The following is a 22847-nucleotide window of genomic DNA, read 5'->3' as shown; positions in this document are numbered from 1 at the left end:
ATTAAGGAATGTTCGAGAGGCTCAGCGCGATATCAGCCATTTCTTGATGCATCGGTACAACTGGATTCGGCCCCATCAATTCAACGGTGGGCTGGCGCCAGCTCGGGCCGAAGAAAAACTTAACGTCGTGTTCGGGATTAGTTGACCACTACACGCTCTGCGAACAATTGTCGGTATAGAAGTGAAATATGGATTGGAAAGTCTTTTTTCTGCGCGTGACCGTCGCGCTCGCTCTGGGTGCCCTGGTGGGTGCCGAACGTCAACTACGCCAGCGCATGGCTGGATTGCGTACCAATGCCCTGGTTTCAACCGGCGCGGCTTTGTTCGTCATGGTGTCGCTGCTCACTTCGCAGGGCGACAACTCTGGCGCCGCGCGAATGGCTGCGCAAGTCGTTTCCGGAATTGGTTTTCTGGGTGCTGGCGTGATCATGCCTCGGCTGTATACGTGGCACCTTCAGCATTGATGACGAGGCTCCCGATGAGGCTGAAGACATTGAAGCCAGTGCCAGGGTGTATGAAGAACACCTCCCGGTGTAGCAGTCGGGGGACGACCGCTCACGCGTCTCTTAGGGGAAACTCCAAGCGAAAGCTAGTACCTGCTTCATTGCTGTCAACTGTTACACGACCTCCATGCAGCTGCATAATCGAGTGAACAATTGCCAATCCCAGACCACCGGAGTCGTCCGGCTGATTACGTGATGGATCGCATCGGTAAAAACGCTCAAAAAGTCGCGGTAGATGCTCTGCTGCAATAGGCTCGCCATGATTGACCACAGCGATTTCGAGATTTTTCTCCAACACTGCGCTTCTAATAGTCACTGCCGTGCCGGGCGTTGCGTAGCGCAGCGCATTGGCTAGCAAGTTAGCCAGTGCTCGACGGATTAAGCCTGAATCCGCGAGCAACTCATGATTCGCATGATTAATCAGCTGTACATCTCGCTCTTGCGCGACGCCTTCAAAGTACTCGCACAATTGTGCGCTTAGAGCGTGCAGATTGATTTGTTCGAACTTTACACAATCGTGTGACTGCTCGGTGCGAGCGAGAAACAGCATGCTGTCAATCGTTCGCGCCAGACGCTCAAATTCTTCCTGATTCGAAACCAGCAGGTTCTGATAGTCCTCGATCGAACGACTGCGGCGCAGGGTTTGTTGGGTATGCCCCATCAAGTTGCTGAGCGGTGTCCGCATTTCATGGGCGAGGTCTTCCGAAAAGCGTGATAGCTGGGCGAACCCGTCTTCTAGGCGCGCCAGCATGTGGTTGAGGGTGTTACTGAGCACTTTCAGCTCACTGATTTTATTGAACTCATCCAGTCGTAAATGTAGATGCTGCACGTCAATGCTGGCAGCGTACGCTGCCAGTTGACGCACAGGTCGCAAGCCACGTTGACTGACCCACCAGCCAAGCGTAAAAGCCAACAGTGTTCCGACGGACAGGGCAAGCCAGAGCTTAAGTCGGTAAGCCCCCAGCATCTGCTCGCGTTCACTCAACAACTTGCCGGCAATCAGAGTCAAACGTCGATCCCCCTGCGTCACATTCTGCCAGGCGAAACGCACCGGTTCTGAATAGTTACCGTCGCCCACACGCGCAACCGGTGCGGGCGGCAACCTTGGCAAGATCATTTGTGCAGGGTTGACTTCGATCAACACCTTGCCAGTGTTATCGACAATCCACAGCAGGCTGTCACGATTACCCAGCATGTTTTCATAGAGCTTGGGTCGACTTCGCAGCGTCTCGATGCTCTCGCTGTCATTGATTAGCGCTTGCATGCGCTGCAAGCGCCCTAGCAAGGCCTGGTCATCGCGCCAGGCTATTTCTCGCTGTAACGATTGATAAAGATAGAAGCCAATACAGCCCAGCAGCACTGCACTGACTAAGGCGAACATGAGTGCCAGGCGAAGGCTAAGGGCACGCGGTAAGAGGTTCACGATTGCACTTCGAGCAGGTAACCGATACCTCGCACTGCGTGTATCAATTTAGGCGAATAAGGATCGTCGACCTTGGCGCGGAGTCGGCGGATGGCAACGTCGACTACGTTGGTGTCACTGTCGAAGTTCATCTGCCAGACCTGCGAGGCGATCAGCGCGCGCGATAGCACCTCACCTTCACGGCTGAGTAGTAGATGCAGCAGTGCAAATTCCTTATTGGTCAGGGTGAGGCGCTCCCCGTTTCGCATGACCTTACGCCGCAACAGATCCAGGCTCAGGTCGGCAACCGAAAAATACTCAACCTCGCGTGGCGGGCCACGGCGTAGCAAAGTACGTACGCGTGCCAGTAACTCGGCATAGGAAAACGGTTTAACCAAGTAATCGTCGGCCCCCAGCTCCAGCCCCTTGACCCGATCATCAATCGAATCGCGGGCGGTGAGAAACAACACAGGGGTCTGCCACTTGCGCCGAATGATCTGCAGCAATTGCCAGCCATCCAGGCCAGGCAGCATGACGTCCAGAATAATCAAGTCGAATTCACTTTCCTGTGCCAAATGCTGACCATCCAGTCCGTTCAGGGCAACCTCAACCATATAGCCAGACTCCGACAGAGCTTTGCGCAGGTAATCCGCTGTTTTCGCTTCATCTTCAACAACCAGGATACGCATTTTTCCTCCAGAACTGGCGCATAGGCTAGCCCGTTACACCCCGTTCTCAAATTACATATTGGTAATCAACACGCAATCATTCTGACCGGATGGATTGGGCAGTATGCCTGGCAATGACTTAGCCAATCTCAACCAAGGAAAAAAGCATGCGCACAGGCCTGTCGACCACATTGATGCTCACACTCGCAATGAGTTCTGCGTTCGCAATTGCAGCCCCAGATCAGGTTGCTCAGCGCAAGGACGTATCACTAGCGATGGCTAATGATTTGCTCAGTGCCGCACTGGCGGCCTGTCATGCCGAGGGTCGCACTGGCGTTGCCGCAGTCGTCGACCGTGGCGGCAATTTGGTAGCCGTCCAGCGCGACGACAATGTCGGCCCGCACAACACCTTGGCAGCTCAACGCAAAGCCTATACCGCGCTATCGACCAAGACGCCCACAAAGCTTTTGGCGGAGCGTGCTCGCAACTCACCGGACGCTGAAAACCTTAACACCCTTAATGAGCTGTTGTTGCTGGGCGGCGGAGTGCCTTTGAATTTTGAGGGCCAGGTAATCGGCGCTCTTGGTATGGCCGGTGCCGGTGGGGCTGCAATCGATGAAGGTTGCGCACTGGTCGCTATCAACAAAGTTCTACCTGCCGTTAAAAACTAAGGACGTAACCATGACCGTATTGAAAGCTTTCTTCGCTGGCGCTGTATTGAGTGCTATGTCGTCGCTGGCGTTAGCTGCAGCAAATCCGCTAAGCGTGCATGTACTCAACTTGCAGGATGGGCTGCCGTCCCCTGCAGTCAACGTCACTTTGGAAAAACAGGATGGCAAGCAATGGAGCATGCTCAATAGCGCTGCGACCAATGAACAAGGTCGTATAACCGGGCTCTACCCGGATGGACAGGCTCTAGAGAAAGGCACCTACCGTGTCACCTTCAAGACGGGTGAGTGGTTCAAAGCGCACAAAGTCTCCAGCTTCTTCCCGGAGGTGCCGGTCATTTTTGAAGTCGACGGCACCGTTGCGCACTACCACATTCCGTTGCTGCTCAGCCCATACGGTTTCTCCACCTACAGAGGAAACTGATGGATAAGCGATGCTAAATGGAGCTCCCCCAAACGTGGAGACAATGCCGCCCCTGAACGCACGGGCGGTATTTGGCCTTCAAAATGTCGATGGCGGAATCAGCCGCTGAGTTCGCTCACATTGCATGTTGATATCGGCAACATCACCTTTCCCAACCTTGATCACGAAGCTGAAAGGGTTTTGAGCATGCCCCTCAGTTGCCAAGTCCATCCCTTTCGGCATATCTTATACAAAACCTATACAGGAAGAGAGATCATGTACAACTAAACTCAGTGGCCGCTGACACACCTTGACGGTGAGTGCCCCCCTGCACTCGAGAAATCAAGATCCTGCGCCGACGGCGCCGGAGTGGCCGTGTGGTCATTAAGGTCAGTGCTGACGGTGTCGTTGTAATGGTTCACTAAACTGTTATTTAACTGATATTGGTTTTATATGTTTTCTTCGGACAGTCGAACTAATCACAGTGACAAAGTTAAGTTTCAACAGCCATAGAACTTACGCTGTAACATTTTTAGATAGGTTTCATGCCGATTACACCAACCATAGGTAAGCGCCATGCTGCGCTGGCAGGGAAACTTTGTGGAACGCCCAAGAAGTAGAGACCGTTGTCCACCTATCAGCACTCATGGAGTCATTAATGTTTAACAGCCGTCTGAAAAAAACGCTCCAAGACCAGAGCGCAGAGCTGTCTTTACTGCGCAAGCTAATTGAGCAGATGAACCGTGGCATGCTCTCAATCAGGCTTGATGCGCAGACACGTATTTGCGAATTCAACCAGCAATTTGCACTAACGTTAGGGTACTCAGACGAACGCCTTAAAGGACGGCCTCTGTCCGAAATTGTGCCCCCGTACGTCAAAAACCTGCCCTGCTTCCACGCGTTCAAATCTGCCGTGGCGAAATTTGAACCTATCAGTGACGACTACCGCTATCTGCGCTCAGATGGCAGCCTTGCTTGGTTGAAATTGCATTGGTTTCCCATACAAGACGAAAGCGGCGAGCTGTCCTACATTCAGGGCTACGGTAGCGAGATCAGCCAAACAATTGAACAGACAAAAGAGAATGAGGCCTTCATTGATGCGCTTATTCGATCTACGGCAGTTATCCAGTTCAACCTGGACGGTACAGTTGTCACAGCTAACACCCAGTTCCTCAAAGCTATGGGCTACTCACTTGAACAGATTGTAGGCAAGCATCACCGAATGTTCTGTAGTGCCGAGGAGGCTAACTCCTCCCAATACGCCGCCTTCTGGAAAACGCTCAACACTGGAGAATTTGTTGCTGACCGCTTTAAGCGAATTGACGGACGTGGCCGCGAAGTTTGGCTTGAGGCGACCTATAACCCTGTTTACGACACAGAGGGCAATCTTCAGAAAATCGTGAAGTTTGCAAGCGTAGTAACCGATCAGGTTGCACGGGAAACGGAGGTGAGGGAAGCGGCAGCCGTCGCTTATGACGTTTCCTTACAGACGGATGTGAGCGCCGAACAAGGTGCTGCGGTCGTCCAAAAAACCGTACAGACAATGCAACAGATCGCCGAACAGATGCAATCGGCCACAGATAGCATTGAGGCTCTCGACAAGCAGTCGCTATTAATCAGTTCCATCGTGCAGACCATTGGCGGCATTGCATCGCAGACTAACTTGTTGGCGCTTAACGCTGCCATTGAGGCTGCTCGTGCAGGAGAACAAGGTCGAGGCTTCGCAGTGGTTGCTGACGAAGTACGTCAGCTTGCGGGCCGCACAAGCGCGGCAACGGAAGAAATCGTGAGTGTCGTACAGCAGAACCAGGCGCTTGCAAGTCAAGCTGTTCGCGAAATGTTCAGCAGTCGAGAGCAGGCCGAGCTAGGACTGGCCCTGGCTATCCAAGCCGGGGACGTAATTGTGGATATTCAGGACGGTGCCAAGCAGGTCGTGAGCGCAGTCGGGCGCTTCGCCAATGAGCTGCAATAAGCTCGGAGCGGCCTTAACAACAGTCACGATCTCCGATCGTATCAATTCTTCAGGTTACTTTGGCATCCGAGCATCGTTACCGAGAAGTAGCAGCCTAGTGTTGATCAAGCGATAAATCCGCATCTTGTGGATTGCCAGTGCGGAGGATCCGCACTCGGCGTCCGAGAAAGTCGCCGAGGGATTCGTGGCGTTGGTTTCCGGTTTGCTACTGGCGCAATAGCGCCGCGGCAATGAAACCGGAGAAGGCCTCACAGTATTCCAATGAACAGTTTTTAGTGAGCGTCGCGGGCTTTTAACGAGTAAAAATCCGCGCCTGATTAAAGGGCTGGCTCGCTAATCCGACATCGCCCACAAGTTAAACGAGGTGTGGAGAAGCGTGCGTTAATCTATCTGCTAAACGTACAGATACGAGTCCGATGCTTTTGCCGGTTTTTTGGGGCACGCGTCATCAAGGGCTATCCTCGATTCCTGATCACGGAATGCGCGCTTGAGGGCAGCAATCGAAGGCTTCGAGCATCCTGAGCCAAGTGGGCCGGTAACCAAGGAATTCGCTTTTGGACTACCGTGTTCGTCAGTCTTAAGGGGCTTGGCATCAGACGAACGCACCTAGGCCGGCTGTTGGCCTGGTAGCGCCCAATCGACATTGCACCCGATGAGAATGCCGCTGGCCATTAGCGTTATACGGCGCCTCAATTTCACTCAATCCCAGTCGCAACAACGAATTCAGCCACTAGACCAGCGACGCAGCCACCAAACCTGGCCTGATCCCCTCCGCCATTCGTACAATATCCAGATCCTCCTCCCGCAATTGCTCGAAAATGAACGGATTCAACATCTGCCGAGTCGCCAGGACATTCCTGTCGACGATGCTGATACCCGCCTCGTTGCACACAGCCGACCAATGTTGCCGAACAGTTTCAAGCTGTGCGAGCACGATCGATCGAGCTGCGCGGCGGTCGAGCAAAAACAGGTGCGCAGCATCCAGGCAGAGCGCTATCTGACTTTGGTTTGCCTGCCCCATTATCAACATGCCCTGGCTTGCCACATTTCCCGTTCGCGCCTGGGGGCATATGTCATATGCCGGTGTTAGCGAATAGCCTTTGCCGTCGAAGAACGCAGCGTGGTTGCGGGCGTGGTCGTCGGTGTTGCCGCAGAGGATGTTGAAAACCAACCTGCCGAACAGCTCTCGCAAATCTGTCTTGGGGTCGTGGAAATCGCGGCGGATGATATGACTCAACGTTTCATAGCTCGTATAGCGAGCCATCATTTCATCCAGCCCCAGTAGAGTCAGTGCTGAAACCATTAGTTTTCTCGCCCAACCGCTGTTGTTGGCGACCCTGTAGCGATCAAACCACTCGATCAACAAAACATCCTTGTTCAGGACGCTCTGAAGCTGCACCGGTGCGACGTTCAGTCCCGCCAGGCTCGCCAACCGCATCATGATGAACTCGGATTTCACCACGCTGACGGTATCGTTGGAGGCTGAGAATTTCGCTACATACTTTCGGTCGTTTGCCTGAATCAGCGCTTTTGGACGCGCCCCTCCAATAGAGGTGACATGACGAAGGGCCTGTTCGAGCTTGGGCGTCAATGGGATGCCCTCCTCTACCAGTCGAGCCGCCTCGAGCAGCTCGGCCAATGTCGCATTGTCATTGCTGCGCGCGACGTATTCCGTCGCCGACTGCTGAAAATCGAGGGCACCAATCCGATCCGAGCCTGACTCGAGCATGTAGGTCTGCTCATCGAGGTCCTGGTTGTACACGTCAAGTCCGGCTTTACCAAACAGCCTGTTAATGATCACGCGCCGGCCCCAGGCATCGGGTGATGCATCGCGTAGCCCACTGGCGAGTTTCATGCCTTCGGGTGGGGCGATTACCTCGGCACCTAGCGGCAGCTCTAAAGAATTCACCGCGATAGCTTTCGGGTTAGCCAAGTAGCTCTGACCGTAGATGAAGGAGAACCGGTCGTATTGCCCCTGCCGGACCAGGCGGCCGGCAACCACCGGCTCTGAGTTGCCCGGAAGCCAGATCCAGACGAAGCAGTTCTTTGCAACGTGCTCAGAAGTCATTGCTCACCTCTTGTTTCGGTACCAGGATATGCGCTGGGAGTAGCGCCAGCTTGTCTTGCAGGCTTGCGAGCAAAGTAGAATGGCCATCTGCGGCCTGGAATAATTGGATTCCCAGAAGCTGTGCCATCTCGAAAACGACTCCAATCTCGCATCGTGGGTCTGCGGATTCGACACGCTGCACCAAGCTACGGGAAACGCCTGTTCGTTCAGCCAAAGCCTGCTGAGTCAGCCCCCGTTCTTTGCGCTTGAGTTGAATGAGCTGGCTGAGGATTTGCAGCGCGCTCAAGGTCATAGGTGAATATGTCCGGTTAGCCATGGCCCCCTCTATTCCCTACGTTCGTCACGAGCCTTGCGCCACGTGCCTGACGTGAACGCTCGCCATGGTCGCAAGCGTCAACAAAGCGTTAATTTTTTGAAACACTCCACAACCGCCGATCAGTTAAGTCAGTTTTTTTGACACTTCACCGATGCGCGGTCACAACTTTTGCACTCCGCTGGTTCCTAACACCGTGGTCGTCGATGGAATATTGGCGTCTATCGAGGTTTTAGCCTGATACGGAGATAAGCTCATGATTTTCGACGTGCAAAATTTTGGCGCCAAAGGAGATGGCATCACTGACGATACGGCGGCGATACAAAGCGCGATTGATGCAGCGGCCGCTGCAGGCGGTGGGCAGGTGTATATGCCGGCCGGGACTTATATCGTTTCGGGAGGTGAGGAACCCTCCGACGGCTGCCTGATGCTCAAGAGCAACGTCTATATGTACGGCGACGGCATGGGCGACACCACCGTCAAGGTGGCTGACGGCTCCGACACCAAGATCACCGGTGTCATCCGCTCGGCCTATGGCGAAGAAACCCACGACTTTGGCGTCAGCAACCTCACCATCGACGGCAACCGCGACAATACCACCGGCAAAGTCGACGGCTGGTTCAACGGCTACATTCCTGGCCAGGAAGGTTACGACTCCAACGTCACCCTCGACAGCGTCGAGATCAAAGATTGCTCCGGGTACGGTTTCGACCCCCACGAGCAGACCGTCAACATGGTTATCAAGAACAGTGTGTCCCACGGCAATGGCCTGGACGGTTTCGTTGCGGATTTCCTCAGCGACAGCACCTTCGAAAACAACATTGCCTATGACAATGACCGCCACGGTTTCAACGTCGTCACCAGCACCCACGATTTCACCCTCACCAACAACGTGGCCTACAACAATGGCGGCAATGGCATCGTGGTGCAGCGAGGGAGCGAGGACATCCCCTCCCCCAGCAACATCACCATCACCGGTGGCGAGGTGTACGGCAACGGCGCTGAAGGCGTGCTGGTCAAGCTATCCAGTGATGTAACCGTCAGCGGTGTCGATATCCACGACAACGCCAGCGCCGGTATCCGCATCTACGGCAGCAACCACGTCGAGATCATCGACAACACGCTCAGCAACAATTCCTTGGGCGCCCCCGTTCCGGAAATCATCATCCAGTCCTACGACGACACCCTGGGCGTGTCCGGCAAGTACTTCAACGGCAGCGACAACACGATCCAGGGCAACATCATCAGCGGCAGCAACCTGTCGACCTACGGTGTTGCAGAGCGCAATGAGGACGGCACCGATCGCAACGCCATCATCGGCAACACCATCAGCCACACCAGCAAGGGCGCCACGCTGGTCTATGGCGACGGCAGCTACGTCAGCGCCACGGTGCCCATGACTACCGTGCAAGGCACGACTGGCAACGATACCCTGCTGGGCAGCGCCGCCAGCGAGATTTTCTATGGCGCAGCCGGCAATGACACGATCAATGGCGGGGCCGGTGGCGACATTCTGGTGGGGGGTGCAGGCATCGACAAACTCACCGGCGGCACGGGTGCCGATACGTTTCGGTTCGTCGCCCAGTCGGACAGTTACCGCAACGCAATTGCAAGCTTCGATGACACCATTACCGACATCGACGTCACCCAGGACAAGATCGACCTCGCCGGCCTCGGTTTCACCGGCCTGGGCAATGGCCGTGGCGGCACCTTGCAGGTCAGCTACAGCGCCAGCAACGACCGCACCTACATCAAGGACTACGATGCCGATGCCAGCGGCAATCGCTTCGAGTTGATTCTTTCGGGCAACCTGGCGAGCACCCTGACCGCCAGCAACTTCATTTTCAACCGGGTGATCACCGGCACCAGCGGCAGCGACTCGCTGTCGGGTAGCGATTCCTCCGACACCCTGCTCGGCCTGGCGGGCAACGACAGCCTCAGTGGCGGCGCGGGCGACGACAAAATTGACGGCGGCGCCGGCATGGATACCCTTACCGGTGGCGCCGGGGCGGACACCTTTGTGTTCTCCAACCGTCTGGACAGTTACCGCAACTACAACACCGGCGGCGCCAACCTTGGCGACCTGATCACCGACTTCAATATTGCCGCTGACAAGATCGACCTCTCGGCCATGGGGTTCACCGGCCTGGGGGACGGCAAAAACAACACCGTGTACCTGGTGCTCAATACGGCTGGCACCAAGACTTACATCAAAACCCTGACCGCCGACGCCAATGGCAACCGCTTTGAGGTGGCCCTGGACAGCAATTACCTCGACAAGCTGACGAGCGCCAATTTCGTCTTTGCCACTTCGCCAACCGTCAACCATGCGCCAGTGGTGGCAACCGCACTGCTGGATCAGAACGCCACCGAAAACACCCCATTCAGCTACGTTTTGCCGGCCACCAGTTTTTCCGATCCGGATAACGACAGCCTCAGCTACAGCGCCAAACTGGCCAATGGCAGCGCCCTGCCCACTTGGCTGACCTTCGACGCCGCCACCCGCACCTTCAGCGGCACGCCGAGCGACACGGCATCCGGCACTTACTCCGTACAGGTCACCGCGACCGATGGCAGCAATGCAACAGTAAGCGACAGCTTTACCCTCGCCGTACAGGACGTGCCCGCCTCGCCCATTGTGATCAATGGCACGCCGAACAACGACACGCTGACGGGCACCGCTGCAAACGAACAACTGTTCGGTGGCGCTGGTAACGACACCCTGAATGGCAGTGCCGGCAATGACATTTTGGTCGGCGGCACTGGCGTGGATAAACTCTCCGGCGGCGCGGGTGCCGACGTATTCCGCTATACCTCGAAGCTCGACAGCTACCGCACCGGGACCACCAGTGCCAGTGATCAGATCCTTGATTTTGACGTGGCCGCCGACAAGATCGATGTGTCTGCACTCGGCTATACAGGCCTCGGCAATGGCCTTAACGGCACGCTGCAGGTGACTTACAGCGCTACGAGCAACCGAACTTACCTCAAGGACCTCACAGTCGACGCCAACGGCAACCGCTTCGAAGTGTCACTGGCGGGCAACCTGGTGAACAGCCTGACGGCGAGTCAGTTCGTTTTCGCCAATCAGAACACCCCCAGCAATGTGGCGCCGGTGGTGGCCATCCCCCTCCTCGACCAGAACGCCACCGAAAGCACTTTGTTCAAGTACACCGTGGCCAAGGATAGTTTCACCGACGCCAATCAGGATCTATTGACCTACAGCGCGACTCTCGCCGACGGTAGTGCCCTGCCCTCGTGGCTGAGTTTTAATGCTACCAGCCTGACCTTTACCGGCACGCCGATCAGCACGGCGTCCGGCAATTACAACGTACTGGTCAAGGCCACCGATCCTTCAGGTGCGTCGGTCAGCGACAGCTTCGCCTTGGCGGTGGCTGATGCGCCCGCCAACACCATCACCGGTACCAACAACGCCGAAAGCCTCAACGGCACGACGGGCGCGGACCTGATCCTGGGTCTCGCTGGCAACGACACCCTCAAGGCCGGCACCGGCGCGGACATTGTCGACGGTGGCGCCGGACGCGATTCGCTGTACGGGGGCGATGGCGCTGACACCTTCCGCTATACCAACGTACTCGACAGCTACCGCGACTACGACACCGGCGGTGTCACGGCCACCGACACGGTCTATGACTTCACCGCGGGCGTCGACAAGATCGACGTTTCAGCGCTGGGCTTTCTCGGCCTCGGCGACGGCAGCAATGGCACGTTGTACCTGACCCTGAACGCGGCCGGCGACAAGACCTACATCAAATCCGCCGAGGCGGACGCCGATGGCAATCGCTTCGAAATCGCCCTCAACGGCAACTACCTCAACACCCTGACCGCCAATGATTTCGTGTTCGGCGAGCGCGCCCAGCAAGACATCCTCTACCTGCCCACACTCGGCCAATCCAATGCGCGCCTGCTGCGCATGACGGAAGACGACGATCAGTCCGGCACCTCGATGCTGGTCAAAGATCTGGACCGTTACACTCCCTATGACGTGCGCAGCCAGTTCTCCGACGCCGATGGCAACGGCATTGACATCGCAGTGGGCGGCAGCACGGTCAATGGCATGTCGACCCTGAGCGCCGAGGAACTCAAGTTGTGCTGGTGGCTGACCGACACTAACCAACCCGGGCCTGCGCTGCTGCGTGCCGTGGCGTTGCTGGAGGACCAGCTCACCGAACTCAAGTCCATCGATAACGTCACCATGGGCATCATCTGGGGCCAGGGCGAGGAAGCCGCTCAGGAGATTGGTCGCTCCACCGACAAAGCCGCGGCAGCAGCGGCCTACAAGGCCGCGACTCTGAATGTGTTTGATTACTTGCACACCCAGTTCGGCAACTTCAGCGTCTACATGATGGAAATCGGTCACTACGAGCAGGACGCGGCGCGAGCCCGTGGTTACTCGGAAGAGAAAATCGCCTCCATCGTCGAGGGTGTCGGCTATGTCCGCGCCACCCAAGAAGCCATCGCCACCGAGCGCGCTGACGTCAAGCTCGCAGTGGACTACACCGACCTGCCGTTGCGCTACGAGGTAGATCCGCTGGTGTACCCGGACGACGTCTGGCATTTGCACGAGGAATCGGCGGAAATCGTCGGCCAGCGCTTAGCCGATTACATTGCCAATGACCTTGGCTTCCAGGGCAACCCTAACGACAACAACAGCGTGCAAGCCATTTTCGACAACGCTCAGAACCAGGGCGGGATGATTTCCGGCACTGATCAGGCGGATACCCTGGTGGGCAGTTCGGGTAACGACACACTGGATGGCGACCTGGGCGCCGACACCATGACCGGTGGTGATGGCAACGACATCTACGTGGTCGATAACGCGTTCGACAGTGTGGTGGAAACCAACACCTCGACCTCGCAGATCGATACCGTGAAGGCCTCGGTCAGTTGGACGCTGGGCGCCAATCTCGAAAACCTGGTGCTCACCGGCGTTTCGGAGATCGATGGCACCGGCAATGAGCGGCGCAATTTCATCACTGGCAATGCCGCCGACAACGTGCTCGATGGTGCCGCAGGGGCCGACAGCATGAGCGGTGGCGAGGGAGACGATACGTACTATGTCGACAATGCCGATGACACCGTGATCGAGACCAACAGCAATGTGGTGCCCGGAGGAATCGACAGCGTGCACAGCAACCTGTCTGCGCATACCCTTGGCAGCAACGTCGAGAATCTGTACATCGACAGCGCTGGTGCCGCCAATGGCACGGGTAATGCGCAGAACAACACGCTGTTCGCCGGTGCTGGCAACAACGTGCTCGACGGCCGCGATGGCAATGACACGGTGTCCTTCGGACGCGCCATGGCGGGGGTTGCTGTAAACCTCTCGACGTCCGCTCAACAAAACACCGCGGGGTCAGGACACGACACTTTGAAATTCGTCGAAAACGTGACGGGAAGTGCCTACGCCGACAGTTTGTCGGGCAACAGCGCCGCGAACATCCTGAACGGTGGTGCCGGTAACGACACGCTGGTGGGAGGTTCGGGCGATGATCGGCTGATAGGGGGTGCAGGCACCGACACCCTCAACGGTGGCACAGGCGCGGACACCTATGCGTTTGGTGCGCTGTCGGATCTGGGTATCGGGGCTTTGCGCGATGTGATCAGCGATTTCAAGACCACCGAGGGTGACCATCTGGATTTCACCAGCCTGGACGCCAACCCGCTGACCGCCACCGTCGATCCCTTCATGTTCATCGGCAGCAACGCCTTCGACCCCACCAACGCCACCGGCCAAATGCGCTTTGTCGACGGCATCCTCTACGGCAGCGTGAATGCCAACGCCACACCCGAGTTCGAATTCGAGATGGTGGGCGTCCAGCAGCTGCAGGCCAGCGATTTTACAGCCTGACCTGGTGTGAGGAAGCCTGCTCGCGATAGCGGCGGTACATTCAGCATGGAAGCTGATAGACCGACGGCTATCGCGAGCAAGCTCGATCCCAAAGTGAACCCATTCCCTTGACTGACCGGCATTGCCCAATGTGGTGAGGGGCTGGCTTTAAGCTCATTCTTCTTTGAAGGCCGCAAGCAAGCGCTCGCGCAAAGGTTTCATCAGGTAATTCATCAAGGTGCGCTCCCCCGTCACCACCGTGACATCGGCGAGCATGCCGGGGCGCACCTGCAAGCCGGCGGCCTGTAGCGAGGCGACGGTGTCGACGGGAATTTCGACCTTGGCGGAAAAGTACGGTTGGTGCGTCTGTTCATTGATCAACTGGTCAGCCGACACCGTAGTCACCGTACCGGTGACCGTCGGCGTATCCACCCGTTGCAGCGCAGTGAAATGCACGTGCACCGGCAGGCCCGGGCGTAACTTGTTGGCCATCAGAGGCTCGAAACGCGCGGTGATCGCCATCGGTGCATCCAGCGGCACCACCTGCATCAGGGTTTGGCCGGCCTGCGCAACGCCCCCGACCGTATGAATGCTCACGTCCATGACCTGCCCGGACACCGGCGCACGAATCGCACCGTTGTCGACTTCAAACTGCAAGGCATGAATCTGATCGGCATAACCTGCCGCCTCGGCAGAAACCTCGCTGAGCTGCGTTTCGGCATCACGGCGAAATTCCTGTTGCGCCTGCAACGCTTTGAGCCGGCTTTCGTTGATTGCCTGGCGGGTCCTGCCAACATCGCCCACTCCCGAGGAAATCTGTCCGGCCAACTGGGCTGCGTTGCGCTCGGCCTCGAGAAGTTTGTTGCGCGGAATGTAGCCTTCACGGGCCAAATTACGCAGGCCTTCCAGCTCCTGCTGCTGGAAGCGCATCTGTGCGTCGTAGTTGCGCTTGACGCCTTCGTAGCCGAGCAATTGCTGCCGCAAGGCCGCGGCTTCGTGGTCGATGATCTGCAAGCGGCTGCCCAGTTCTGCACGGCGGGTCAGAAACAACTGGCTCTGCAAAGCCATGGCGGCCTTGACCCTCGGCTCGTCGGCACGCTCCAGCAGTTCAGCGGGCCATTGGATCTCGGCCGAGCCCAGACGCTCGGCGATCAATCGCGCCTCGACGCTGCGATCGTTGAGCAGCTTGCCCAGCGTCACATCCCGTTGCGCCTGCGCCTGCACCGTGTTGAGCTGGACCAGTAATTGTCCCTGGGTGACGCGGTCGCCATCGCTGACCAGCAGCTTTTCTACCACCCCGCCGACCAACGACTGCACAGCCTTGCGTTCGCCCGCCACCACCACGGTGCCGCTGCCCACGACACCCTGGTCGAGCGGCGCCAGACAGGCCCAGAGCAGGAAGCCGCCCAATGTCAGGACCAGGAAAGCCACACCATAGCGAGCAGCTCCCCCGGCGTCGGTACTGGCGCGGGGCTGCAGCGTGGTGCCGCTCACACTCAGCCCCTGCTCATTGTACGTTTGTGCCTCTGTAGTCAGATCACGCATCTCTGCCAGCCTCTCTGACCACGGCCGGTCTTGGCCCCGGCCTCAATGCCTTGAGCACCCGATCCCTCGGACCGAATGCATGTTGAGTGCCGTCCTTGAGCACCAGAATGTGATCGACCACCGCCAGCACATTAGGCCGGTGGGTAATCAGCACCACGGTGCTGCCTGCAGCCTTGAGTGCATTGATGGCCTGCACCAGCGCCTGCTCTCCGGCTTCATCGAGATTGGAGTTGGGCTCATCGAGCACAATCAGAGACGGGCGTCCATAGATCGCGCGAGCCAGGCCGAGGCGTTGCTTTTGTCCACCGGACAAGCCAAGCCCACCGGGGCCCAGCGGCGTGTCGTAACCCTTTGGAAATTTCAGGATCATCTCGTGAATGCCGGCGTGACGCCCTGCGGCGATGATCTTGTCGGCGTCCTGCTCGCCGAAGCGGGCAATGTTGTCGGCCACACTACCGTCGAAGAGCTCGATGTCCTGCGGCAGGTATCCAAGGTGCGGGCCCAAGGCGTCGTGAGACCATTGACCGATCTCGGCGTCGTCAAGGCGCACCGACCCGCCCATGACCGGCCACACCCCGACCAGCGTCCTGGCCAGGGTTGATTTACCACTGGCGCTGGGACCGACGACGGCGAGTACATCACCTTTGGCCAGGCTGAAATTGATGCCCCTCAGAATCGGTTGCGAGGCGCCGGGCGGGCCGACATACACCTGCTCCAGGCGCATCGCTCCGGTGGGCGGTGGCAAGGGCATGCGCAGGCGCTCGCGCGGATGTTGGACAAGCAGTTGGCTCAGGCGCTGATAGCTTTGGCGGCCGGAGTTGAATTGCTTCCACGAGCCAATGGCGATCTCCACGGGTGCCAGGGCACGCCCCAGCAACAGCGACATCGCAATCATCATGCCCGCAGACAATTGACCCTCCAGCACCAGCAACGCCCCCAGCCCAAGGGCCAGCGACTGTCCGGAGATGCGCACGAATCGGGTCGTCGCAGTGATACGCGCGCCGCGATCGCTGGCATGGGACTGGGCGGCAATGATGCGTTGCTGCAGCAGGCTCCAGCGCTGGCGTAACGGCCCGAGCATGCCCAGGGCCTGGATGACTTCGGCATTCTGTAACGTGCTGTTCACATAGATCGACGACTGCACGCCCAGGCGATTGGCTTCGTCCAGGCGCGGACGAGTCGCTAACTCGCCCCACAGCGCCAAGCCAATCAGCACCAGCGCTAGCACCAGCGTCAGCACGCCGAACCAGGGATGAAAGATGAACGCCACCAGCACGAAGATGGGCAACCACGGTGCATCCATCAAGGCGATCAGGCCCTGGCCGGTGATCAATTGCCTTAGCGTCGCCAGATCGGTGAGCACCTGCGCCGGGTTGGCGTTGTGCTCGCGCAGGCTGCGGGCGAAGGCGGCGTCGAAAATCCGCTCGCCCAAGGCCTCGTCCAGCCCCGCGCTCATGCGAATCATCACCTCGCCGCGCACCCACTCGATCAGGGCGCTGAACATGAACAGTCCCAGGGCTATCAAGGTGAGCATGAACAAGGTGGTTTCGTTGCGACTGGTGAGAACCCGGTCGTACACCTGCATCATGTAGAGCGACGGCACCAGCACCAGCAGGTTGATCGCGCCACTGAACAGCGCCAACGACCAGAACACCCGGCGATAGCTTAATAAAGCGGCATCAATGTCATGACGCGGATCAAGAAGCAAACCCATAGAGTATCGCCCGCAAAAGGAATGGTCGGTCCAAGACGCAATCCATCGCGAGCTTTTTGCCCTCAGGCATTGGAGAAGAAAACAGACGTAGTCTGACGTGCCGCGATCAGAGACGATCCACGTCCGCTACAGACGCCAATTACTGACAACGCAACCATGGGTTAGTGCGGGCTTGATTTGCAGGGGGGTGACGGACGGGATACTGGCCCAACTCTTCAGTCAGCTCATGCGATACAACAAATCCGTGTTCTACTGCACCTTTGCGGCTTCCCTTCTGTTCCTGCCTGGAACTCGCCTAATAAACCTGGAATACCGGCATGCGACTGTCAGACTTTATCACCGGGAATCTTGAGCCAATACTGCAGGCCTGGGAAGATTTCGCGCGAACGATTGACACACCCGGTGCACCGCTGGATACCGCGGCACTACGGGATCATGCCGAACAAATGCTGCAAGCCATCGTGCTCGATTTACGTACCAAACAATCGGTGCAAGAGCAGATTGCAAAGGCACAGGGCAATGCGCCGACGATCGATACGGAAACGCCTGCGGAAACCCATGCAGTTACGCGACTAATGGCAGGTTTCACGATTGATCAAATGGTGTCGGAGTATCGCGCGCTCAGGACAAGTGTGCTCAGTCAGTGGTTGAAGCAAATCAAGGCTGGCACGCCACTGGATGTGGATGATATGACCCGATTCCATGAAGCCATCGACCAAGCGTTAGCGGAATCCATCGCGAGCTACTCACGAGCAGTTGAGGCATCACGCAACGTTTTTCTCGGCATCCTGGGCCATGATTTACGAACCCCGTTGGGCGCTATTTTACTCGGCGCTGACGTTCTGAGACGCTCGGAGGGACTTGGCGTAAGGGCTACCAGAATCTCCTCTCAAATTTACACCAGCGTTAAGCGCGCGAGTCAGATTGTCGGTGACCTGCTGGATCTCACACGATGTCAAATGGGCCCAGGAATTCCCGTCAAAAAAGAACGCTTGGACCTGTTGCCCCTGTGCGAGCGAATCGTCGATGAAATCCGGGCATTCCATCCCGGTACGGATATTCTGTTCGAGAACAAAGCGTCGGCAGGCGGAGAGTTTGATGGTGCGCGAATGGAGCAGGTGTTCTCTAATATCATTAGCAATGCGGTGCAGCACGGTGATAACCAGCAACCTATAGCGGTGGCTCTGAACGTTTCAGAGGACAGCGTTGTTTTTTCCGTTCATAACGCCGGCAAGCCGATCCCGGACGACGTTTTGCCCTTCATTTTTAATCCAATGGGCCGCTTTTCCCAGCACTCGATTATCGACCACGGCCCAAGTCAAGGACTAGGCCTGGGCTTGTTCATCGCTTCAGAGATCGTTACATCGCACGGCGGTGTCATCGAGGTTGAATCGACGCAAGGACAGGGCACCACTTTCTTTGTCAGGTTACCCAAACTTCATTCTGACCGCTTCGACTCCTGATCAAGCCATCGACATCGGGTATTCAATTAACGGTCTGGCGCCTGATTAAAGCTACATGCCATTGATAGATAAAGCATTTTTTCTGCGCATAAAGTCGGATGGCGAACTGCTAACATTTGCTTACAAAACAGTAGTTAGCTAAAGAGCGAGTATGCAACTACAGGTGATAGGTTAAGCCGCCTGAATTGACCATGAGATGCACAACCCGAATGATGCGCATCCAACTACCCTGTCTTACTGCCTTTGGGGTTTACGTTACCCTTGCTTGCCTGTTTGCGGCAGCATGGGTTACCCATCCTGCTCCAGTGCATTCTTCCTTTGCCCTGATGAATCCGGTCAGAGCTGTGGCTGATCAAGTAGCCGCACCGATTTATACCAGTCGTTTTGCCTCATCCGGGTTGGTGGATTTCGTGCACTCCTCGGCGGTAACCGCCTTGCCTGACGGTAGCCTGATGGCGGTCTGGTTCGCCGGCACTCGCGAAGGTGCATCCGACGTGCAGGTGCGCTCTGCCCGCTTCGACGCAAACACCGGCGAATGGGGTGCCGAACAGGTATTGGCGACCCGGGAATCGACCCAACAGGGCACTCGAAAATACATCCGGAAACTGGGCAACCCGGTCGTGGCGCTCGCCCCGGACAACCGCCTCTGGTTGTTCTACGTGTCCGTGTCGATGGGGGGCTGGGCCGGTAGCGCGGTCAATGTGATGGTCTCGGACGACTATGGTCGCCAATGGTCCGCGCCACGCCAATTGATCACCTCCCCCTTTCTGAATATCAGCACCCTGGTACGTTCGGCCCCGGTGTTTCATGCCGACGGCTCCATCGGCCTACCGATCTACCACGAATTCCTGGGCAAGTTTTCCGAGTACCTGTACCTAAGCGCAGACGGTGATGTGATCGATAAATTCCGCATCAGCCACGGCAAAAATTCATTGCAACCTACAGTTGTTCCGCTGGATGGGCAGCGCGGTATCGCCTTGCTGCGCTATGCCGGCAACACCCATCACCGTGTGCTGGCGACCCGCACGGAAGACGCCGGACAAACCTGGAGCGAGCCTTATCCGCTCGACCCTTCGAATCCGAATTCCTCGTTGGCGGCCGTCGCGACGCCCGAACATGGGTTGCTGGTGGCGCTCAATGACTTGCGGGAGGGGCGCTTCAAACTGAGTCTTTATGGTACCAACGCAAAAATGGACCAATGGCGCTCGCTGCGGGACCTCGACAAATCACCTGATCCTGAGGGCGATACGTTTTCACCCGAGGCTTACAAGGAAATCATCGGGAGAGAATTTCGCGGATCCAGTGGCGCACTTCGCCAACCGCTGGAGGCACAGTTCCTGAACAACCTCGACAACCGGGTCTGTAAGCAACAGGGCTGCAGTTTCGAATATGAATACCCGTACTTCATCCGAAGTCCCGACGGGATGTATCACTTGGTTTATTCCTGGAACAACACCTTCATCAAGCACGTCACCTTCAACGATGCATGGTTGTCCGAGCGTGCCAAATGATGAACCTGTGGCAAGCCCATATCAGCTTCACAATGATCCTCTTCCTGTTGCTGCCTTCTTTTGACCTAAAGAGGCCCGCGCGAATCGCGCTGTTGGTCGCCTTGCTGGCAGCCGGCTTCATACCGCTGGATGGCTTGTCCTTGGCTGCGTACTTACGCAGCCACATTGATGACCTTGCCATCACGACATTGGTGTTCATGGTGTGGGGCTGTTTGCGTCGACTGGGTTTCCTGCCGCCTGCGCAGCAAGGTACAACCAGCGTATTGGTCATCTTCGCCGCGATGGCGCTGGTGCTCTACCCGGCAACGCTGGGGTTGAGTTACCTGGACCCCTACCGATTCGGCTTCAGCCCGCGCCCGATGCTGATTTTCTTCGCACTGCTCACGGCAGGCCTGTTTTACCTGCGCAACTACCTGGCAGTCGTGATGCTGGCCAGTGCGACCCTGGCCTTCATCGTCGGGGTAAAACCTTCGCATAACTATTGGGATTACCTGGTTGATCCGCTGCTGGGCCTGTATTGCTGCGCAGTACTGGTGATTATTGCGGTGCGCTGGACGTATGGCTGGCTGATCACGCTGCGTGGATCAGTGAAAGACTCCAGATCCGTTTGAGATTCAACGACATTTTTAACAGGGGAACACGGATGGGTTGGCTGCAATCGAGACGTTTGCATTACTGGTCAGGCGCAACAGCGATTGCGTTTGTGCTGTTTGCGTTGCTACGGGTGGTGTTCTATTTCGGTTTTTCCGGTTTCGACGCCACAGCGTTGAGCGACGAAAATGCAGTCCTGGAAACCCTGGGCATCGGCTTCCGTTTCGATCTGCGCCTGGCCATCCTCGTCATGTTGCCAGTGGCGTTGCTGGCCTGGTTTCCGCGTTGGAATCTTGTCAGCAGCCGCCTGCTTCGCCGATTGGCACGCGTGTATGTGTCAGCCGCCATGTGCGCCCTGCTGCTGATCTATATCATCGATTTTGGCCATTACGCCTACCTGGGCGTCAGGATCAACGCCACCGTGCTGCGTTTCATCGAGGACGCGCAAATATCCCGTGACATGGTCTGGCAAACCTACCCGGTCATCTGGATTTCAATGGGGTGGCTGGCAACGGTTGCACTGGTGACGTTGGCCCTGGTGCGCCTGGAACGCGTGACGCTGGACCGCGACCGAAAAGTCATCCACCCGCTTTCCGCCACATGGGGTGGCGCGGTGATGGTCGTGTTGGTGTTGTTGGGCATTTTGGGCCGTGTCGAGAACATGAACCTTGAAAACCCTGTCCCGTTGCGCTGGAGCGATGCGTTTTTCTCCGGCAATAATCAGGTCGCCGCGCTGGGCCTGAACCCGGTGATATTCCTCTACGACACGGTCAAGGTCGGTCAGTTACGCTATGACGAAGCGCAGGTACGTGAACACTACGCCGTGATTGCCAAGTACCTGGGGGTCGACCAGCCCGACCCGCAAACCCTGAATTTTGTCCGTCACCAGGCACCACAACCCTACAAAGTATCGAGTTCACGGCCGCCGAACGTGATGTTTGTCATGCTGGAGTCGCTGGGTACCAGTGCCGTCGGCGCCTATGGCAACCCGATCAACCCGACGCCCAATATCGATCGCCTGGCCACGCAGAGCTGGTTCTTCGAGCACTTCTATGTGCCGGTCACCGGGACCGCAAAAACTGTTTGGGCGAGCATTAGCGGGGTTCCAGACGTCACTCGACAGGAAACCGCGACACGTAATCCGCTGATCACCAAACAGCACACACTGATCAATGCCTTCACCGGTTACGAGAAGATCTACACCATTGGCGGCAACTCCGGCTGGGCCAACATGAACGCCTTGATTCGGCAAAGTATCGACGGGGTTCGTTTGCTCGAAGAGCGGGACTGGAAATCCCCGGTCGTGGATGTCTGGGGCATTTCAGATCTGGATCTGTTCAAGGAAACCGACAAGGTCTTGCAGGCACTGCCCAAGGACAAACCGTTCTTTGCCTATGTGCAGACGGCCGGCAACCATCGTCCCTTCACGATCCCCAAGAGCAATGATGGATTCGAGGTCAAGCACCCTACCCTGGCGGAAGTTCAGGCCGCGGGGTCACGCACTGTCGAGCAGTACAACGCCGTGCGCTTGCTGGACTTCAATATCGGCCGTTTGATGGAAATTGCCAAAGAAGGTGGTTACTACGACAACACCATTTTTGTGCTGTTTGGCGACCATAACACCCGTATCGCCCAGATCCCTTTCCTGGCACCGGCCTATGAGCAACTGGGTCTGGAAAGTAACGCGGTGCCAATGATCATCCACGCACCGGGTCTACTTGGCACGCGGACCGTCAAGGAAGCAGTCGGTCTGGTGGACTTGCTGCCAACCGTGGCGGGCATGGCCGGCCTTGAGTTTCGCAACAGTGGCCTGGGGCGTGATATTCAGCAACCTGCGCCCGAGGGTGAACGCGTGGTGCCGTTGGTGCTGCGTGAAGGCACGTTCCCGTTGATTGCGGGCGTCACTCAACACTACATGGTGCAAATGGCGCACGACGGCAGCTCGCCGACCCTGCACGACCTGGCCTCACCGACGCCGCTGGACAACGTGGCCCAGCAAAACCCTGAAGAGTTCAAGCGTCTGGTGCAGTTGACTCGCGGCATGCATGAAACTTCAAGGTTGATGCTGTACCAGAACGTGCGCAAGTGATCGGGATTGCCAGCCTGATCGCGCTCGGGGTCGGACTATCGCGCCGACTCCGATAGCGTCCCCGTCAGCTTTGCACATCTGCTTCC

14 protein-coding genes and 3 pseudogenes are annotated in these 22847 nt (G+C 57.2%); 11 read left to right on the top strand and 6 right to left on the bottom strand.

All coding sequences use genetic code 11. The features are described 5' to 3' along the window. Window positions 1–13: 13 nt before the first annotated feature. Together ACYZT9_RS13380 and ACYZT9_RS13375 are read left to right on the top strand one after the other, a co-directional pair. A pseudogene (locus ACYZT9_RS13380) lies at window positions 14–145 on the top strand (IS3 family transposase); the annotation flags it as partial. A 43-nt stretch (window positions 146–188) separates the two neighbouring features. After that, window positions 189–431, top strand: a pseudogene (locus ACYZT9_RS13375) (MgtC/SapB family protein); the annotation flags it as partial. A 124-nt stretch (window positions 432–555) separates the two neighbouring features. Here the strand turns inward: ACYZT9_RS13375 and ACYZT9_RS13370 are convergent. Both ACYZT9_RS13370 and ACYZT9_RS13365 read right to left on the bottom strand, forming a co-directional pair. Then, window positions 556–1926 (bottom strand): heavy metal sensor histidine kinase, encoded by a 1371-nt coding sequence (locus tag ACYZT9_RS13370; RefSeq protein WP_462005947.1) that lies wholly within the window; start codon window positions 1924–1926, stop codon window positions 556–558. Then, entirely contained in the window at window positions 1923–2594 is a 672-nt protein-coding gene (locus ACYZT9_RS13365) for a heavy metal response regulator transcription factor (protein WP_462005946.1), read from the bottom strand. The genes ACYZT9_RS13370 and ACYZT9_RS13365 overlap by 4 nt, the downstream gene beginning before the upstream one ends. Window positions 2595–2782: 188 nt before the next feature. Here ACYZT9_RS13365 and ACYZT9_RS13360 point away from each other — a divergent pair, with 188 nt between their 5' ends. From ACYZT9_RS13360 to ACYZT9_RS13345, 4 genes and pseudogenes are all read left to right on the top strand, one after another. Next, window positions 2783–3244, top strand: coding sequence for a GlcG/HbpS family heme-binding protein (locus ACYZT9_RS13360; protein ID WP_462010220.1), 462 nt, complete (start codon window positions 2783–2785; stop codon window positions 3242–3244). A gap of 10 nt (window positions 3245–3254) precedes the next feature. Continuing rightward, a complete protein-coding gene (gene uraH / locus ACYZT9_RS13355) occupies window positions 3255–3665 on the top strand; it encodes a hydroxyisourate hydrolase (protein WP_462005945.1) in 411 nt (136 codons plus the stop codon). A 625-nt stretch (window positions 3666–4290) separates the two neighbouring features. Further along, window positions 4291–5073, top strand: a pseudogene (locus ACYZT9_RS13350) (PAS domain-containing protein); the annotation flags it as partial. 18 nt (window positions 5074–5091) lie between these two features. Beyond that, window positions 5092–5616: a methyl-accepting chemotaxis protein gene (locus ACYZT9_RS13345; protein ID WP_462010219.1), complete on the top strand. Its 525-nt coding sequence runs from the start codon at window positions 5092–5094 to the stop codon at window positions 5614–5616. 730 nt (window positions 5617–6346) lie between these two features. Here the strand turns inward: ACYZT9_RS13345 and ACYZT9_RS13340 are convergent. Next, window positions 6347–7684 (bottom strand): type II toxin-antitoxin system HipA family toxin, encoded by a 1338-nt coding sequence (locus tag ACYZT9_RS13340; protein ID WP_462005944.1) that lies wholly within the window; start codon window positions 7682–7684, stop codon window positions 6347–6349. Beyond that, on the bottom strand, window positions 7674–8000 hold the full coding sequence (locus tag ACYZT9_RS13335; protein WP_462005943.1) for a helix-turn-helix transcriptional regulator: 327 nt from the start codon (window positions 7998–8000) through the stop codon (window positions 7674–7676). The genes ACYZT9_RS13340 and ACYZT9_RS13335 overlap by 11 nt, the downstream gene beginning before the upstream one ends. A 253-nt stretch (window positions 8001–8253) precedes the next feature. On the opposite strand from ACYZT9_RS13335, the gene ACYZT9_RS13330 reads away from it, so the two are divergent. Continuing rightward, window positions 8254–13869, top strand: coding sequence for a putative Ig domain-containing protein (locus ACYZT9_RS13330; RefSeq protein WP_462005942.1), 5616 nt, complete (start codon window positions 8254–8256; stop codon window positions 13867–13869). Between the two features lie 153 nt (window positions 13870–14022). Here the strand turns inward: ACYZT9_RS13330 and ACYZT9_RS13325 are convergent, their stop codons facing one another. Both ACYZT9_RS13325 and ACYZT9_RS13320 read right to left on the bottom strand, forming a co-directional pair. Then, window positions 14023–15393 carry an HlyD family type I secretion periplasmic adaptor subunit gene (locus ACYZT9_RS13325; protein WP_462005941.1) on the bottom strand — a complete coding sequence of 457 codons (1371 nt, stop codon included), beginning with the start codon at window positions 15391–15393 and terminating at the stop codon, window positions 14023–14025. Then, on the bottom strand, window positions 15386–17107 hold the full coding sequence (locus ACYZT9_RS13320; protein WP_462005940.1) for a type I secretion system permease/ATPase: 1722 nt from the start codon (window positions 17105–17107) through the stop codon (window positions 15386–15388). Before ACYZT9_RS13320 ends, ACYZT9_RS13325 begins: the two co-directional genes overlap by 8 nt. Before the next feature lie 317 nt (window positions 17108–17424). On the opposite strand from ACYZT9_RS13320, the gene ACYZT9_RS13315 reads away from it, so the two are divergent. From ACYZT9_RS13315 to ACYZT9_RS13300, 4 genes are all read left to right on the top strand, one after another. Continuing rightward, window positions 17425–18570, top strand: a complete 1146-nt coding sequence (locus ACYZT9_RS13315; protein WP_462005939.1) for an ATP-binding protein — start codon at window positions 17425–17427, stop codon at window positions 18568–18570. Between the two features lie 212 nt (window positions 18571–18782). Further along, the gene (locus ACYZT9_RS13310; RefSeq protein WP_462010218.1) at window positions 18783–20081 is read left to right on the top strand and encodes a sialidase family protein; all 1299 of its coding nucleotides are present in this window, start codon (window positions 18783–18785) and stop codon (window positions 20079–20081) included. Beyond that, window positions 20078–20692 (top strand): hypothetical protein, encoded by a 615-nt coding sequence (locus ACYZT9_RS13305; RefSeq protein WP_462005938.1) that lies wholly within the window; start codon window positions 20078–20080, stop codon window positions 20690–20692. Before ACYZT9_RS13310 ends, ACYZT9_RS13305 begins: the two co-directional genes overlap by 4 nt. A 32-nt stretch (window positions 20693–20724) precedes the next feature. Next, the gene (locus ACYZT9_RS13300) at window positions 20725–22761 is read left to right on the top strand and encodes an LTA synthase family protein (protein ID WP_462005937.1); all 2037 of its coding nucleotides are present in this window, start codon (window positions 20725–20727) and stop codon (window positions 22759–22761) included. The last annotated feature ends 86 nt before the right edge of the window (window positions 22762–22847 follow it).

It is taken from the genome of Pseudomonas sp. ZT5P21, assembly GCF_054897785.1.
This window is presented reverse-complemented; position numbering and strand designations above follow the sequence as displayed.

Bases quoted from the DNA above. Each gene is read 5' to 3' on its own strand.
- ACYZT9_RS13365 (WP_462005946.1), bottom strand. From the start codon at position 2,594: ATGCGTATCCTGGTTGTTGAAGATGAAGCGAAAACAGCGGATTACCTG.
- ACYZT9_RS13360 (WP_462010220.1), top strand. From the start codon at position 2,783: ATGAGTTCTGCGTTCGCAATTGCAGCCCCAGATCAGGTTGCTCAGCGC.
- uraH (WP_462005945.1), top strand. From the start codon at position 3,255: ATGACCGTATTGAAAGCTTTCTTCGCTGGCGCTGTATTGAGTGCTATG.
- ACYZT9_RS13340 (WP_462005944.1), bottom strand. From the start codon at position 7,684: ATGACTTCTGAGCACGTTGCAAAGAACTGCTTCGTCTGGATCTGGCTT.
- ACYZT9_RS13335 (WP_462005943.1), bottom strand. From the start codon at position 8,000: ATGGCTAACCGGACATATTCACCTATGACCTTGAGCGCGCTGCAAATC.
- ACYZT9_RS13330 (WP_462005942.1), top strand. From the start codon at position 8,254: ATGATTTTCGACGTGCAAAATTTTGGCGCCAAAGGAGATGGCATCACT.
- ACYZT9_RS13325 (WP_462005941.1), bottom strand. From the start codon at position 15,393: ATGCGTGATCTGACTACAGAGGCACAAACGTACAATGAGCAGGGGCTG.
- ACYZT9_RS13320 (WP_462005940.1), bottom strand. From the start codon at position 17,107: ATGGGTTTGCTTCTTGATCCGCGTCATGACATTGATGCCGCTTTATTA.
- ACYZT9_RS13315 (WP_462005939.1), top strand. From the start codon at position 17,425: ATGCGACTGTCAGACTTTATCACCGGGAATCTTGAGCCAATACTGCAG.
- ACYZT9_RS13310 (WP_462010218.1), top strand. From the start codon at position 18,783: ATGCGCATCCAACTACCCTGTCTTACTGCCTTTGGGGTTTACGTTACC.
- ACYZT9_RS13305 (WP_462005938.1), top strand. From the start codon at position 20,078: ATGATGAACCTGTGGCAAGCCCATATCAGCTTCACAATGATCCTCTTC.
- ACYZT9_RS13300 (WP_462005937.1), top strand. From the start codon at position 20,725: ATGGGTTGGCTGCAATCGAGACGTTTGCATTACTGGTCAGGCGCAACA.